Genomic DNA, 16,064 nt, shown 5'->3' with positions numbered 1-16,064 from the left:
TAAAAGAATTAAGGCAAAATTAAAGGGTATGAGCCCAGTACAATACCGGGCTCATACCCTAGAGGCTGCCTAATGAAACGACCTGTCTAACTTTCGGGGGTCACTTCAATATGGACTAAGGCTTTTTTTATTATATAAAAGGGAAGGGGGTACATTGTAGTAGCATAGGTGAAAGGTATAAGAAGAGTAGCTACTAGCAATGTAATTTGGTTATGTGATTGTTCTTCTTATTTGGCTTACTTTCTAACTTTATTGTACGAAATATAAGTAAGGAGAACTATCGAATTACATTACACATAACTTACAAACATGTAAGCCTTCTGTAATGTAATTCGATAGTTAAAAGATAGTAATTTTCATATAGTGTAACTAGAAAGTCTCAATGTATTACTTTCTGTTTGTAATGAAGAATGAAAAACCAACTAATTTTTAATAATCCTCATCTGAATAAAGATGAGGATCCTTTTTTAAACCTTACAACATTGTAAGGTTTACGTAAGTTAATTCGATAGTAAATTTGTCATATTTTTTGCATAATAGATACAGATAGAAAAATAATTAGGGATCTAGTAAGAAGGGAGAAAAATGGGATGCGTAAAGAAGAAGTAGTGAAGTTACCAATTAAAGATTTCTGTAGCTACTTTACTGTTGCCGTAGTGTGTATTGGATTATTTGATATCATAACAAACTTAATTGTTAAATAATATAGATGATAAAACAAGAAAGGAAGTCCTTTCTTGTTTTTTTTATGGGGGCATAAAGATGAAATGGATTGATAGTCATATACATGTTGATCAATATAAGGATGAAGAGAAGAACAGATTACTGAAAGAGGTGGAAAATAGTAATGAAATAAAGGGGCTTATTGCAGTATCTATGAATTATCAATCTTGTAAGGAAACGTTATCTTTAGCGAAGAACTATCCTTTTATATATCCAGCGATAGGGTTTCATCCAGAGCAACAGATTCATAAAGAAGAGTGTGAACAGATTTATAAACTTATTGAACAGAACGCAGAGGAAATTGTTGCGATTGGTGAAGTAGGTTTGCCCTATTATTTGAGGAAAGAAGATGAAAGAATTGCTGTAAATCCATACATAGTTGTATTGAAAAAATTTATAGAACTAGCTAGTAAGTATAATTTGCCGATTATATTACATGCAGTTTATGAAGATGCTGACATTGTATGTGATTTGCTAGAGAAATATAAAGTTTCACGTGCACATTTCCATTGGTTTAAAGGAAGTGATGAAACAATGAAACGGATGATGAAGAATGGTTATTATATTTCGATTACACCGGATGTTTTACATAAGGAGAAGATTAGAAAAATCGTTTCGTATTATCCACTTGAATATATGATGGTAGAAACAGATGGACCGTGGGAATTTCAAGAGGATGTTATAACGCATCCAAGAATGATTCGAGAGGTATTAAAGGAAATTAGTGTTATAAAAAACATATCTATTGATAAGGTCGCAGAAACAATATATGAAAATACAAGTCGATTTTATTTGAAAGGATAGGAGAATTATAGTTTTAATCATGTAACGGAAAAAGTAAAAGTTGAATTTATTTAATAAAATGCCACGGTTTGATATAGGACAAAAAACCACCAAGCGTTCCGCTCGGTGGTTTTGTATTAGGATTCTAATTTTTTCGCACGTTTTAATAATAAAAGAAAGACAATGATAACGAACCCTAGTATAAGGAAGATGCCATATTGCTTTATATAATCAATTATGTCATTCGCACTGGTTGGTTTTTCAACGTGAATGCCGTCTTTATTCGTCGTAATATGAATATCTTTCATTTTTACTTCATTCTTTTCCTTTTGTAAATCAATCCATTCTATATTTGGAATACTTTCTAGGTCCTTTAACACTTCTTTTAATGGTTTCACACCTAAGTAAGGATGATAGAATGCTCCAATAACTCCATCGGATAATTTAGAAACAGATAGAGCACGTTCTTTCATTTTAGCAATAGTTTGTGGTTTATTTTCTTCAATAAATCCGACTGTTTCAGGCAATATTTTCATTCCATGTAAAAATGACGGAGTACTTGTATAATATGGTGAGTGCATGGATTTCCAAGTTGTATCATTTAACTGTAGTTGTCCTACATAAGTTGAAAAGTATCTTGATAATATTTCATATCCTTTTTGAGACATCGTGTAATGAGGTGCTTCAAAGGCAACAGGATATAGTTTAGCAGCTACAAGTTCTTGAATTCCTTTTTCGATATGATCTTTCGTATATTTTTCCTCAAACTCTTCCCCTTTTTTTACATATTGGTTATATGCCTCTATATTTGGAAAGTCATCTTTTGTCTTCGGTTTTTCATGTTTCGGTTGGCGAATTGGTTGATCTGTCTTTACGTCCCAAAATTCAAACCCTTCACCGGTTTCACTGTCATAAAATTGGTGAGTATAACCATGCAAAATAATTGCTGCCCCATCATTTTGCATAGAGCGTAAAAGATCGACTAGTTCGGGTTTATCTTTTAGATGTATTGTCTTTCCCGTATTTGGATCTTTATATACAGGGATGACCGTAATCATATAAGGAATTTTTTTCCCTTTTAGTAATTCAGCAATTTCTTTTAATTGATTTATATCTGCGGCCGGATGAACGTCCTCAAGACGTAAATAAGCTTCTACTTTATTTGTCGTTGGCTCTTTTCCGAAGTAAGAAAATAACATTTCACCGACGTAATGAGACATCCAGTCAAAGAGATTTGGCGTTGCAGCGTAATAAGATGTTTCATGCTGAACGATTAGTGGGTTAGTGTTATTTGAGCTTAAGGCGCTAGCAAGCACAGTTCCATTCGTATCAAATGATTGAATTAATCGTTCCGCTTCTAAAGTATTTTTTAGCTTCTTGTCTGGATATTCAATTTTATTAACTCGTATATCATCACTCTTCAATGTAATGAAAGAAAAACGCTTAGATAATTGTTCAACATTTTGTCCTAATACTAATACAGGGCCGGAGAAGTTTTCTAGAAATTGTTTCGTTTCATCGGAAAACACTTCTTTTGTTTCACCGATATAAACAATATGTGTATAGGAGGATACGTTATTAATTGAAGTTGCTTCTTTTAAGCTTTTTACGGTTATATCATTTGTAAAATGTCCTAATTGAGTATTAAGTATTTGGACGTTATTTGAAACTTTATCGTCTTGTGTACTATACAAAACAAGTACTTTTGGTTTTGATGATGTTTGTGCAGAGGTGTAGGTAGGGATGAGTAGTAAAATGCTGAACAAGAGTGTTAGGCATTTTTTCATTTTGTATGCTCCTATTCTATATGTAGAGTTCAGTTTACAATTATATACAATAAATGCGTTATAGTCTATGAAAGTTACATTTTTGCACGTATTTACCAGCTGTTTTTTCACAAAATCGGTCTAAAGCATGATGATAATATGTATAGTTATTTGCTATGATAAAAGGGTAAGAGAATGATAGAATGTGGGTAATTGTAAAGGGAAGAAGGCTGAAAGGGGACAAATTTCAGCGGAGAAAGAGGTAGAGGTAGTGAAGAAATTCTTTGTAGGATTTTTAGTTGTTCTTGGAGTATATTTATATTTCCAAGGAAAGTCTGAAGGAATGGATAAGCTAGTGAATGGAACAAGCTATGTTGATTCAGAAGAAGCAAAACAGATGAAACAAATCATTATAGAGGAAGCGAAGAAAGTAAATCTTCCAGAATGGATACCTCTTGCAATTGCCGAGCATGAAAGTCGATTAAATCCAAGAAGTGTTGGAGATAATGGAACTTCATTCGGATTGTTTCAACTACACCGCGGCGGCGGGCTTGCACCAGAACATTTAACTGATGATGAGCTGAAAGATCCACGTACAAATGCGCAAATTGCAATGCCGCATTTAATGAAAGGATATAAGCGTGGGGTACAAAAAGGTTTGACTGATTTTGCATTACTGAAATATATAGCGAATACATCTGGATGGCCAGGGAATTTAGGGCCAGAGTGGACGGATAATAACATGAAGTATAACATCGGATTAGAAGATGTATACTATCGAAATAAAGGTGTAATTAAAGAGTAGGTTTTCTATACCTACTCTGTTTTTTTATGAATAATTTCATCCTTTTCTTTCGTGAAATACTGCGTGAGTTGTATTTTCACCTCTTCTAGTTTTGTAGAAACTTGCGGTATTTTATATCCTACATACAATGGTGAAACGACAAATCTAGGTACAACTTTACAAATGATTTTTCCATTTAAGTAATAGAAGAATAAGTTATAACTACTGCATCCTTTATGGAAATCTGTCAGTATGTAACGTACAGTTTGTTGAATATAAGTTGCTAGTTCATCCGTGGATTCAGTATCTTCAGTGATAATATTAAATTCAGTAAAACCGATAATAGGACGATCTGAAATATTGAGTTCAATGTGTTCGTTCTTTTGTACAATTACTCCTTGGAAGTTGTCCGGTTCTACGTTATCGAGGTAGTTTACATATTTCATTCCAATAATCTGCATGTGTGCATGATGCAAACTTCCACCTGAGAAGGGACCATGATTTTTGTATAAAATCACAGATGTGAATTCTTCATTCTTCTGTAAGTCTAACCAATGTTTAATGGAGAAACGGATTAGCGATCTCATATGTTCTTCTGTATATGTCGCAATATGATCTTCACAATTATCTGTTTCGATTAGCACTGTTTGAAATGTATCTTGTAATGTAGGAAATTTATTTTTTAACCAAATAATAGAACCATCAGTTGCTAAAATATCCGTTAAATGTTCTTTATCGCAAAATGGACATGCAGCGCTTCTATTCCGAATGCTTTCTGGTTTTTGTTTACCGATATCGTTTAAAAAATATAGTTGTTGTGTATCCATTTGTATATATGCCCCTTTAAAATATGTGTAAAAATCCCGCTTAATACATTCGGGAACAGGAGAGGGAAATCCTCTAAAGGAAATGTGGAAAAAATAAAAGACAAGATATCCTCATTACGATAGGGTACCTTGTCTTTTATTTTTTCTCTAATAGCGTGTATGGATAATATAGAACATTTTCATTATTTTTCTTTTTTCTATTTTTTATTGTGTATAAAGTAATTGCTGTGCTTGCAATTATAATAATGGCTTTCTTCATATTCATATACCCCTTTTTATTGTTGGTTTAATTCTTGGCTAACTGCTTTTGCATCGACTAAAGCGTGTAAAATCATTTTCACCATGTTCATCATATTTCTTCACTCCTTTTTATAGTTCATTTAGTTCTTTTACAACTGCTTGTCCGTTCACTAATACCTCAAAGATTGCTTTTACGATTTCTTTCATCATGTTTGTTTCCACCTTTTGTTTATCTCTCTTGTTTACATCTTTATTGTATAGGGAGGCATCTTTTCGTACTATCGCTTTCCATTACGTGAACATAACAGTTTTGTAAGATTTGATGTCACTTATTGAAATGTTTAGTCTATCTTCATTATTTTCAGAAAAATGACTATTCAAACATGAAATTGGAAAGTATAATAAAGAAGTAAGTATTAAATTCCGTACGAAAGGGGTGAATGAGATGAAACGTTCTTTAGCTGCGCGTGCCAAATTTTTAGATTTTATCTATTTTTGTCGTGCGATTTTTCATGATGTAGTTGTTAACGGGATACGTATGCCCTTTTTTAACAATTGCATAGTGACTATTGAACGATAGAAATCTCTTCACCCATTTTTAATAAACGTGTGAAAAGGGAGCTATTTGGCTTCCTTTTTCTATGCCGAAAACCATGGGGAATGTTTCTTTCTCATGGTTTTTTATATTGAAAGGAGTACGGAAAATGACTATTTGTAGTGTAAAGAATGTAACGAAATCTTTTGGTGGAAACATCATATTTGAAAATATATCGCTTGAAATAAAGAATGGTGAACGTGTTGGGTTAGTTGGTCGTAACGGTAGTGGGAAGACAACAATCTTTGGGCTTCTAACGGGAATGGAGAGTTTGGATGCAGGAGCCATCCATATGAAGAAAGGTACACGTATTGGTCATGTCGCACAAATTCCGAAGTTTGATGAGGTCATGACTGTATATGATGTATTGAGTTCCGCTTTTAAAGTAGAAAAAGAATTAGAAAAAGAAATGCATGCTCTAGAAAAAAATATGGCGGAGGAGCAGGAACAATCTTCTTTGCAAAAGCTAATGGAGAGGTACGGAATAATTCAAGAAAAATTTGCATTTCTCGGTGGTTATGAAATAGAGGCAAATATAATGAAGGTAGCAAATGGCTTACAAGTAACAGACTTATTTCCAAGAGTATTTACAGAATTAAGTGGAGGAGAACAGACGAAAGTAAGCCTTGCATATATGCTATTGCAGAAACCAGATTTACTTCTATTAGATGAACCAACAAATCATTTAGATTTGTTTGCAGTTGAATGGTTAGAGAAATTTTTAAAAGAATATACTGGAACAGTTATGGTTATTTCACACGATCGCTATTTCCTTGATGAAGTTGTAACGAAAATTTTGGATTTGGAAGATGGAGAGATTCACGTGTACCATACGAATTATTCTCAGTTCGTTGAGGAGAAGGAAGAAAGGTTACTTCAAGAGTTTCAAGCTTATCAAGAGCAGCAAAAGAAAATAAAGAAAATGAAAGAAGCAATTAAGCGCCTACGTGAATGGGCAAATCAAGCGAATCCTCCGAATGAAGGATTGCATAAAAGAGCGAGGAATATGGAACGTGCGTTAGATCGTATAGAGAAATTAAAGAGGCCGATTTTAGAAAGAAAACAGATGGGTCTTCAGTTTGAAGGGCAAGAGAGAAGCGGAAAAGATGTTGTTGTAATGAAAGAAGTGAGTAAAGGTTTTGCTGGCCGACCTTTATTTGAACAAGCGAATTTACATGTTCGTTTTCAAGAGCGTGCTGCTATCGTTGGTCGTAATGGTACAGGAAAGACTACATTATTAAAACTACTATTAGAAGAAATAAATCCAGACGTTGGTGAAATTCGCATTGGTAGTAGTGTCAAAATTGGTTATGTATCACAGCATACGTATGGAAATGTGAAGAGTAATGTATTAGAGGCTTTCAGGGAATATGTAGCTGTAACAGAAGGAGAAGCGAGACATATATTAGCTAAGTTTTTATTTTATGGTCCAGCGGTGTTTAAGAAAGTAACGCAACTGAGCGGTGGAGAAAAAATGAGATTAAGACTTGCGCAACTTATGTATCAAGATATCAATTTTTTAATTTTAGATGAGCCGACAAACCATCTCGACATTGAATCAAGGGAAGTTTTAGAGGAAGCTCTTGAGCAATATAATGGGACGATTTTAGCTGTTTCACATGATCGTTATTTTTTAAATAAGTTATTTGAAAAGACGTATTGGATTGATGAGCATAAATTATTTGAGTTTGCAGGGAACTACGCATGGGCTCGTCAAAAGTGGGAAGAAAAGCTCGAGAAACAAGTAATAAAGCAGCAACGCCAAGGAAGAAAAAGTGTTGAAACGGTTCCTGTAAAAGAGAAAGAAGCTAGGAATCTTGAAGAGATTGAAAATGAGTTAATGCATGTAGAAGAAGATATATATGCAATAGAATGTGGAATGGAACATGTAGCTGATGTTGAAAAACTTGAAAAATTATATGAGGAAAAAACGAAGAAAGAGTTGTTACGAGCAGATTTATATAATGAATTAGAGAATATTGTGGAGTAATGAGTAGAAAGCCACTTCCTTTCAGTTTTGCTGGAGGAAGTGGCTTTCTTCATAATGATATTTTGCTTTAAAGGTTAAATGAAGCGATGTGTTTCACGTGAAACAGTAACTTAGATAAATCCGTGTTCCTCAATTTGCATAGTTTGTGAAACATATGAAAATAATAAGGTGAAAAATAAATGTCATTAGTGGTTTTTGGATAGGAGTAATTACAAAAACAAAGGCTAATTATTTCCCGAGAGATAAAGTGAGGGCTTTTACAGGCACCCCGACCCTGACCTAACTTCTTTTGCTTTCACTGAATTTTGAGGTGGGGGTCTTACTGCCCGGCAAATAGCGGGATAAATATTTGTAACAGAGACTAGTGAATGAAAACGAAAAGAGAGCAAAGTTACAGCTTTACGTGCTGAACTCTGCTCTCTTTTTGCGTGGCATCTTCTCTCGTTGAAATTATAATAGCGATCCCGAGCATGATAAAAAAAGCTAAAAAGAGGACGAACTTTGGGAAGAACGGGAATAGTAATAGCGCTCCGACTATCATAATTGTTAATAATACGTAGTGCAGGACGTATTGGAATAGGTTGTCCATGTTTTCGCCCCCTTTTTGGTAATTGGTTATTAGTATTCTATGTTTCATGCTGAACGAATAGAAGTGAATTTTTAATTTTTTTATAAGAAATAAAAGAGAGCGATTGAAGAGTTTATTTCAACAAGTAAACGAAATTATGATGGATATTATAATCAGAAAGTAGATGAATTAGCTAAGCAAGCATTAGAAACGTTGGATATTGAAAAGCGAAAGGAAATTTATAAAAAATTATATCAAGAGTTAAGCGAAGCACCGCCTGTAATCTTCTTGAATAATAGCAAAATGGTGTCTACACATCATGCACGAATTCAAGGATTATAAGAAGGTGACTATAACGGAGTTTTATTAAGTTTACCTAAATTAAAGATAGAATAATAATTTTAAAAAAATTCTTGAAATATTTATTTAGAAAGAATTGACAAAATATAACTGAAGATATAAGCTAATAACCATAAAGTCTACCGGAAAGGTCGGAATAGGATTGTTACCCCTCAAAAACATCTATTTTTTTACGATTAAAACCGACTTTTCCGATTGGCTATAAAATGTCGCTGTGGGAGGCATACATAAGTCAAGCAGTTCATAAGGTTTAATTATTAAAAAAAGAAAAGTTAGGGTGGGGACAATGAAGAAAAAGACAAAAAAATGGGCTGGTGTATTTTCGGTATTACTGAGTAGTTCGCTTGTGTTGTCTGCTTGTGGGGGACAGGAGGACGCGGCTTCTACAGAGCCGGTTAAACAGCAGGATTTAAAAAATGTGAAAATTGAAAAGATCGCTGCGACAGATAAAACGAAAGTGCCAGACAAAGCGAAGAATAGAAAAGATACGTTAGTAGTTGGTATTAGTAAGCCAGGCGGCGTATTTTTGCCATACTTCCAACAAAATGGTTGGGATGGAAACGTAACTTCAGTTATTTTTGCATCTCTCGTATCAACCGATAAACAAGGGAAACCAATTCCAGAATTAGCTGAGAAGTGGGACGTTTCTTCTGATCAGTTAACATATACATTCCATTTACGTAAAGATTTGAAATTTAGTGATGGATCGCCATTAACGGCGGATGATGTAGCTTTCACATTGACGCTTTTACATGATAAGGCATATGAAGGTGAAGTAGATATCTCTCAATATGCGGTTAAAGGTGGTAAAGAATATAAGGAAGGAAAAGCAACTTCAATTGAAGGTATTCAAGTTGTTGATCCACAAACAATTAAAATTACAACTGAAAAAGTGAATTCACAAGCTATATTTGTTTTAGGAGGTACAGTACTATCAAAAGCTTATTATGGAAAAGATTATAAGCAAAATACAAGCTTAGATTACTTAAAAGATTTATATGGAAAGCCATTAGCTGCGGGTCCATATAAATTTGAAAAGTATATTCCAGGTCAAGAAGTTCGTTTTGTAGCAAACGAAAATTATTATGCGGGTAAACCAAAAATTCAAAACTTCATTTATAAAATTACTTCTGGTGATACGAAGCTTCAGTTATTCCAAACAGGAGAAGTTGACCATACTGGCTTAGGTACTGGTGATGAGGTTCTTGAACAGGCTAAGGCTTTAGAATTCGCCAATATCCAAATCGAAACAGCACCGTCATTTAGTTATATTTATATGAATAATAATAAGCCTTACTTAAAGGATAAAAAGGTTCGCCAAGCACTTATTTACGGATTAGACCGCAAAAAATATGTTGATACAGCGTTAAAAGGATACGGTACAGTAGCCAATGTACCAATTCATCCAACTTCTTGGGCTTATACGGAAGAAGGAGTTAATAAATACGAATACGATAAAGAAAAAGCGAAAAAATTATTAGATGAAGCAGGGTGGAAAGTTGGTTCGGATGGAATTCGTGAAAAAGATGGTCAAAAATTAAAACTTTCTTATTTCGGTCCAAGTTCGGCTAAAGATAGTGATTTATTAATTCCGATTGCGAAAGAGAATTATAAAGAAATAGGTGTAGAGTTTAATCCTGAATTTATGGACTTTAATACGATGCTTTCTAAGGTAAACAAAGGGGATTATGATTTAGCTTCTGTTTCGACACCGATTACAAGTGATCCGAGTGAAACAGCTGGTGAATATTTGTCTACTGCAAATGAAACTAGTCTTGGTTATAAGAATGCAAAAGTAGATGAGCTAATTCAAAAAGGTATTGAAACTGTAGATATCGAAAAGCGTAAACCTATTTATAAAGAATTGTATAAAGAATTAAGTGATGATCCACCAGTAATTCTATTAAACTACCGTAGAACAATTACTGGTTATAACGGGAATATAAAAGGAATTGATCCTGAAAAGTACAACAGTATTAGTGCAAACTTACCAGTATTATCATTTGAAAAATAACGATAAGAATGTATAAGTAGAAGACATTTTTTCATTCGGTTAGTAATGTGCCGCTTTGAAAAAATGTTCTTCTATTTTAAGCATAAGATTGGAGAGAAAAAGGGTGAAAACATATATTGTTCGTAGGTTGTTACAAATGATTCCTACACTGCTTGGTACATCAATTATTATCTTCGTCCTGTTCGCACTTCTTCCTGGGGATTATATTGATTCAAACCCGAAAATTACACCGGAAAGAGCAGCTGAACTGAGGGAGTTATATGGGTTGAACAAACCAATTGTTGAGCGTTATTTTCATTGGTTAGGTAATGCATTGCAAGGGGACTTTGGCTTCTCGCTTCAATATCAAGAGCCTGTAACGTCATTATTAAATAAATTTATTTGGAATTCTTTTAGTGTAGCAATTATTGCATTGTTTTTTATTTGGCTAATTGCACTTATTATCGGTGTATTCTCGGCGACGAAGCAACATTCTTTATTCGATAAACTTGTAACAATCGGTGTTTTTGCAGCAATGTCATTTCCTTCATTCTTTATCGGTTTGTTTTTAATTAAGGTGTTTGCGGTTGACTTTAAGTTATTACCGATAGGTGGAATGATTGATGTTGGCAGTAATTCAACAGGATTTGCTTACGTGATAGAAGTTGCAAAACATATGATTTTACCAGTATTTATTTTGACACTTCTTGGGGTCGGCTCGCTAACTCGTTATTTTAGAACAAGTATGTTAGAGGTTGTAAGACAAGATTACATACGAACAGCAAGAGCGAAAGGTTTGAAGGAGAAGACGGTTATTTATAAGCATGCATTAAAAAATGCAATTTTACCGGCAATTACGTTATTAGCATTTGAATTACCTGGATTGTTTTCTGGGGCAATTATTATTGAACAAATTTTTAACTGGCCAGGGATTGGTAATATTCAATTAGAAGCATTAAATTTCCGTGACTATACAGTATTGATGGCATTTACGATGTTTCTTTCTTGTTTAACAATCGTTTCAAACTTTTTAGCAGATATCGTATATGCAGTTGTTGATCCAAGAATTCGGTTGAAGTAAGGGGGGAAAGAAATGGAGACTGTTACAGTAATTACAGAAAAAAAAGAAAAAAAGAGAAGAAATGAATCATCACCATGGCGACAAGCTTTTAAAAAGATAAAGAAAAATAAGATGGCACTTGTAGGGTTTTATGCATTAATTTTTATGTTTTTATTTTGTTTTATCGGTCCGTTCTTTTCTCCATATGCATCAGGAAAAATACAAGTTGCGCTCATTAACAAACCACCTAGTTTTTCTCATTGGCTTGGTACAGATCAATTAGGAAGAGATATTTTAACAAGGCTTATGCAAGCGGGACGTATTTCATTAACCATTGGTTTAGCTTCAATGGTTTTATCGGTTATACTTGGAGCTTTATTAGGAGCGATTGCAGGTTTTTATCGTGGTATTGTGGACAATATTATTATGCGACTTGCAGATATTTTAATGTCGATGCCAGGATTACCGTTACTTATTATAATGGGTGCGATTTTATCAGAGTGGAAAGTACCGTCTGATTATCGTTTGTATGTCATTATGATTATTTTAAGTTTAGTAGGTTGGCCAGGGCTTGCACGCCTTGTAAGAGGGCAAATTTTATCACTTAGGGAGCAAGCATTTATGCAAGCTGCGGATGTGTTAGGAATAAAAGATTACCGGAAAATTATATATCACTTAATACCTAATGTTTTACCCATTTTAATTGTCGTATCTACATTAGGTGTTGCAGGTTCTATTTTGGGAGAATCCGCACTAAGTTACTTAGGTCTCGGAGTCGTTCCACCTACACCATCATGGGGGAACATGATTAGCGCAGCTAACTCATTAATCGATTTCCAAAAGCGTCCATGGTTATGGATTCCGCCTGGTTTTGCAATCTTTATAACAGTTGTATCAATTAATTTACTTGGTGATGCACTTCGTGATGCATTAGATCCAAAGATGAGACGGTAGGTGAGGAGATATGAGTAAAGCGGTAGTAGAGCTGAAAGATTTACAAACACACTTTCAGACAGAAGAAGGGACAGTAAAAGCTGTGAATCATGTTAGTTTTTCTGTTCGAGAAGGTGAAACTGTTTGTGTTGTAGGTGAATCTGGTTGCGGAAAAAGTGTAACGGCGTTATCTATTATGGGACTTATTGCTGAATCAGGCAGTGTAGTAGGTGGAGATATTTTATATGAAGGAAAAAGTCTTTTAGGAATGAAAGAGAAAGAGCTTCGTAGTTTACGAGGGAATGATATTGCGATGATTTTCCAAGAACCGATGACATCGCTAAACCCCGTCTTCACTGTAGGAGAGCAAATTGTAGAAACGTTAAGGGAGCATGAATTACTTAGTAAAAATGAAGCATATAAGAAGGCAATTGAGTTAATTCGTAAAGTTGGCATAGCCCGCGCTGATGAAATTGTCCATTCTTATCCGCATGAACTGAGCGGTGGGATGTTACAACGTATTATGATTGCTGTTGCACTTAGTTGTAATCCTAAGTTATTAATTGCGGATGAACCAACAACAGCTCTTGATGTTACCATTCAGGCTCAAATATTGGATCTACTAAGACAAGTGAAAGAAGAATTTAAAACGTCGATTTTATTAATTACACATGACTTAGGTGTCGTAGCAGAAATGGCTGATTATGTTGTCGTTATGTATGGCGGGAAAGTTATTGAAGAAGCCCCAGTACTAGAGATATTCCAAAATCCAAAACATCCTTATACGAAAGGATTATTGAAATCAAAACCAGTAATGGGAAAACGAATAGATAAACTATATTCTATTCCAGGGCAAGTTCCGAATTTAGTTGGTTTAGGTGAGTTTTGTTACTTTAGTGGGCGTTGTGAGCATTGTATGGAAATATGTGAAAAAGAAGCCCCAAATCTAAATGTAAATGATGAAAATCATAAAGTAGCTTGCTGGTTATATGAGGAGCGTGCGGAACAATGAGTGAACCATTATTAGAGGTAAAAAACCTAAAGACATATTTTCCAATCAAGGGTGGCGTATTTAGTAGAACAATTGGGCATGTAAAAGCAGTTGATGGAGTAAGTTTTACTATTAATAAAGGTGAAGTGTTTGGTCTCGTTGGCGAATCAGGGAGCGGAAAAACAACAATAGGAAAAACAATTTTACGCCTCGTTCAAAAAACGGAGGGAGAAGTGAAGTTTAAAGGGAAAGATGTTCATTCTTTATCCAAGGATGAATTAAGAAAACATCGCCCTAATATGCAGCTCGTTTTCCAAGATCCATTTAGTTCATTAAATCCGAGAATGAGAATTGGAGAAGCGCTTGGAGAGCCAATGTTGGCCCACGGATTAGCGACGAAAGAAAATGTTCGTGAAAAGGTAATTGAAGTATTGGAGTTATGTGGATTAGCTCCTTATCATATTGACCGGTATCCCCATGAGTTTTCTGGTGGACAACGTCAGCGTATCGTAATCGCAAGAGCTATGGTATTAAATCCAGAATTCATTGTAGCTGATGAACCTGTGGCGGCACTAGATGTATCTATCCAAGCACAAATTATTAATTTATTTAGTGAGTTACAGGAGAAAAAGGGATTATCTTATTTATTCATTTCGCATGATTTAAGTGTAGTAGAACATTTATGTACGAAAATCGGAATTATGTATTTAGGTACGATTGTGGAGACAGCACCGCGTGATGAGTTATTTACCAATCCGCTACATCCTTATACGAAAGCATTGTTATCAGCTGTTCCAATACCAGATCCAACAGTGAAGCGAGAGCGAATTATACTAGAAGGGGATATTCCAAGTCCAGCAAATCCACCTTCGGGCTGTCGTTTTCATACACGTTGCCCATTTGCAACGGATGTTTGTAAAAAAACAGTACCAGAATTCCGTAATGTTGGTGAGGAGCATTTTGTTGCTTGTCATCACGTATAAAAGAAAAGGACCCTTTCAAATGGAAAGAGTCCTTTTCTTTTATTTACTAGATGAAGTTTGTTTCAATACAAATTGCTCAATTGCGTGAGCAACACCATGTTCATTGTTTGTTAATGTTACAACATCACATAGTTTTTTTACATCTTCTTCAGCATTTCCCATCGCAACTGATAAGCCAGCTACTTGTAACATTGGCACATCATTAAAGTTGTCCCCGATTGCAATAGTATCTTCAATTGGTATATTGAAATAAGCAGCCATTTCTTGTAGACCGTTTCCTTTATGACCAAGCTTATCCATAATTTCTACATTAGTAGGAGCTGATGCTGTAACCGAAATATCAGTGTCTTCTTGTAACATACTTAATAGCTGTGCACGATGCGTTGCATTAAATGTCAAAATGAAGAATTTAGATATTTCTAATTCTGGATTATTTACAACATCTTCAATTTTTTGGAAATCAGTAATTAAGTTTGATTTCTTTTGTTTTTCTGTAATTCTCTCAAGCTCCTCAAGTGTAACATCTAATGCATGCTTGTTCTCTTCGAAAGCTTGCATGACTTGATCTTGCCATGTATATGGAGAATAAACTCCTTTATTCGTATATAGCTTATAAGGAAAACCTTCAGATTCTAGTAATTTTGCAAGCTTGTATACTTTATCGTTTTGTAAACAACGCGAGTTAATTACTTTTCCATCCACATAAACAATTGCCCCATTGCTTGCTCCGACTGGAAGAGATAATTTATATTCTTCCAATAGTTTTAAAGCATCCTCTTTCGCACGACCAGAACAGATCATTACAATATGACCGGCTTCTTGTGCAGTTTGGATTGCTTGTAGGTTTTCTTTGGAGATTTCAAGATTAGATGATAGTAGTGTACCATCCATATCTAATGCGATTAATTTCAAAATGACCACCTCTTTGTTTTTATTATACATAGTTATATAGAGGAAACATATAAACTTATCTTGGAAAGACGGTATTTTATCTCATATTAAAAGTAAGTAAAGATTAGATAGGTTTAGTGGCACTAAATAAACAATTTGTAACAAAAATAGAGAGGAATATGGATACATTTCACTTTATGACTGTAATGTTACGCGAATGTTACAAACGTGGACTTAGTGAAAAATGCATTAAATAAAGGTTTTTGAGGGTTGTTATAAAAAAACGTAAAAAAAGTGTAATAAATTTTACGTAATTATATTGCAACGTAATAATAGTTATGTTACATTAATGTTACAAACATTACGTTATCAAATTTAATGTAACGTTAACATAAAAACTATGAAATAAACATTTCTTAGAAATTACATATAGATAACTTATAAAAAAAGGAGAATGAAAGATATGAAAGAGCAAGTATTACAAGTAACAAAAGGTGACTTCGTAGGATCAGCAAGTGGAGCGGTAGTATTAACAGCATTAATCGTATTTTTATCAAGCGTATTAGTATAATAGAAG

16 protein-coding genes and 1 pseudogene are annotated in these 16,064 nt (G+C 34.3%); 12 read left to right on the top strand and 5 right to left on the bottom strand.

Annotated features, from left to right (window positions below; all coding sequences use genetic code 11):
* On the top strand, positions 1 to 73 hold a 73-nt coding region (locus tag ACTFRH_RS30420; RefSeq protein WP_228161212.1), incomplete at its 5' end, for an integrase core domain-containing protein.
* Between the two features lie 689 nt (positions 74 to 762).
* On the top strand, positions 763 to 1,527 hold the full coding sequence (locus tag ACTFRH_RS30415) for a TatD family hydrolase (protein WP_000871068.1): 765 nt from the start codon (positions 763 to 765) through the stop codon (positions 1,525 to 1,527).
* A 116-nt stretch (positions 1,528 to 1,643) separates the two neighbouring features.
* On the opposite strand, the gene ACTFRH_RS30410 is transcribed toward ACTFRH_RS30415, so the two are convergent.
* Positions 1,644 to 3,293 carry a DUF2334 domain-containing protein gene (locus ACTFRH_RS30410; protein WP_000710615.1) on the bottom strand — a complete coding sequence of 550 codons (1,650 nt, stop codon included), beginning with the start codon at positions 3,291 to 3,293 and terminating at the stop codon, positions 1,644 to 1,646.
* 250 nt (positions 3,294 to 3,543) lie between these two features.
* Here ACTFRH_RS30410 and ACTFRH_RS30405 point away from each other — a divergent pair, with 250 nt between their 5' ends.
* Positions 3,544 to 4,077, top strand: coding sequence for a transglycosylase SLT domain-containing protein (locus tag ACTFRH_RS30405; RefSeq protein WP_000713249.1), 534 nt, complete (start codon positions 3,544 to 3,546; stop codon positions 4,075 to 4,077).
* 11 nt (positions 4,078 to 4,088) lie between these two features.
* On the opposite strand, the gene ACTFRH_RS30400 is transcribed toward ACTFRH_RS30405, so the two are convergent.
* A complete protein-coding gene (locus tag ACTFRH_RS30400) occupies positions 4,089 to 4,883 on the bottom strand; it encodes a DUF4931 domain-containing protein (RefSeq protein WP_000381021.1) in 795 nt (264 codons plus the stop codon).
* A gap of 136 nt (positions 4,884 to 5,019) precedes the next feature.
* Entirely contained in the window at positions 5,020 to 5,148 is a 129-nt protein-coding gene (locus ACTFRH_RS30395; protein WP_001998915.1) for a hypothetical protein, read from the bottom strand.
* Between the two features lie 420 nt (positions 5,149 to 5,568).
* Between ACTFRH_RS30395 and ACTFRH_RS30390 the strand changes: the two genes are divergently transcribed.
* On the top strand, positions 5,569 to 5,703 hold the full coding sequence (locus ACTFRH_RS30390) for an RAxF-45 family protein (protein WP_000830643.1): 135 nt from the start codon (positions 5,569 to 5,571) through the stop codon (positions 5,701 to 5,703).
* A gap of 73 nt (positions 5,704 to 5,776) precedes the next feature.
* Entirely contained in the window at positions 5,777 to 7,708 is a 1,932-nt protein-coding gene (abc-f, locus tag ACTFRH_RS30385) for a ribosomal protection-like ABC-F family protein (RefSeq protein WP_157464232.1), read from the top strand.
* A 391-nt stretch (positions 7,709 to 8,099) separates the two neighbouring features.
* Here abc-f and ACTFRH_RS30380 read toward each other — a convergent pair whose 3' ends face one another.
* Positions 8,100 to 8,297 carry a hypothetical protein gene (locus ACTFRH_RS30380; RefSeq protein ID WP_000369252.1) on the bottom strand — a complete coding sequence of 66 codons (198 nt, stop codon included), beginning with the start codon at positions 8,295 to 8,297 and terminating at the stop codon, positions 8,100 to 8,102.
* A gap of 102 nt (positions 8,298 to 8,399) precedes the next feature.
* Between ACTFRH_RS30380 and ACTFRH_RS30375 the strand changes: the two are divergent.
* The 6 genes and pseudogenes from ACTFRH_RS30375 to ACTFRH_RS30350 form a co-directional block, all read left to right on the top strand.
* Positions 8,400 to 8,618, top strand: a pseudogene (locus ACTFRH_RS30375) (ABC transporter substrate-binding protein); the annotation flags it as partial.
* A gap of 304 nt (positions 8,619 to 8,922) precedes the next feature.
* Entirely contained in the window at positions 8,923 to 10,650 is a 1,728-nt protein-coding gene (locus tag ACTFRH_RS30370; RefSeq protein ID WP_000730663.1) for an ABC transporter substrate-binding protein, read from the top strand.
* Positions 10,651 to 10,753: 103 nt separating this feature from the next.
* Positions 10,754 to 11,710, top strand: a complete 957-nt coding sequence (locus ACTFRH_RS30365) for an ABC transporter permease (protein ID WP_000860748.1) — start codon at positions 10,754 to 10,756, stop codon at positions 11,708 to 11,710.
* A 12-nt stretch (positions 11,711 to 11,722) separates the two neighbouring features.
* Positions 11,723 to 12,643 carry an oligopeptide ABC transporter permease gene (gene opp4C, locus ACTFRH_RS30360; RefSeq protein ID WP_000451077.1) on the top strand — a complete coding sequence of 307 codons (921 nt, stop codon included), beginning with the start codon at positions 11,723 to 11,725 and terminating at the stop codon, positions 12,641 to 12,643.
* 10 nt (positions 12,644 to 12,653) lie between these two features.
* On the top strand, positions 12,654 to 13,634 hold the full coding sequence (locus tag ACTFRH_RS30355) for an ABC transporter ATP-binding protein (RefSeq protein WP_000030789.1): 981 nt from the start codon (positions 12,654 to 12,656) through the stop codon (positions 13,632 to 13,634).
* Positions 13,631 to 14,596 carry an ABC transporter ATP-binding protein gene (locus ACTFRH_RS30350; RefSeq protein ID WP_001294520.1) on the top strand — a complete coding sequence of 322 codons (966 nt, stop codon included), beginning with the start codon at positions 13,631 to 13,633 and terminating at the stop codon, positions 14,594 to 14,596. The genes ACTFRH_RS30355 and ACTFRH_RS30350 overlap by 4 nt, the downstream gene beginning before the upstream one ends.
* Positions 14,597 to 14,635: 39 nt before the next feature.
* Here the strand turns inward: ACTFRH_RS30350 and ACTFRH_RS30345 are convergent, their stop codons facing one another.
* A complete protein-coding gene (locus ACTFRH_RS30345) occupies positions 14,636 to 15,508 on the bottom strand; it encodes a Cof-type HAD-IIB family hydrolase (protein ID WP_000766427.1) in 873 nt (290 codons plus the stop codon).
* Positions 15,509 to 15,941: 433 nt separating this feature from the next.
* Between ACTFRH_RS30345 and ACTFRH_RS30340 the strand changes: the two genes are divergently transcribed.
* The gene (locus ACTFRH_RS30340) at positions 15,942 to 16,058 is read left to right on the top strand and encodes a DUF3948 family protein (RefSeq protein ID WP_000654250.1); all 117 of its coding nucleotides are present in this window, start codon (positions 15,942 to 15,944) and stop codon (positions 16,056 to 16,058) included.
* Positions 16,059 to 16,064: the final 6 nt, after the last annotated feature.

The sequence above is a fragment of the Bacillus cereus group sp. MYBK216-1 genome, from assembly GCF_051916495.1.
Taxonomy (GTDB): domain Bacteria; phylum Bacillota; class Bacilli; order Bacillales; family Bacillaceae_G; genus Bacillus_A; species Bacillus_A thuringiensis_K.
This window is presented reverse-complemented; position numbering and strand designations above follow the sequence as displayed.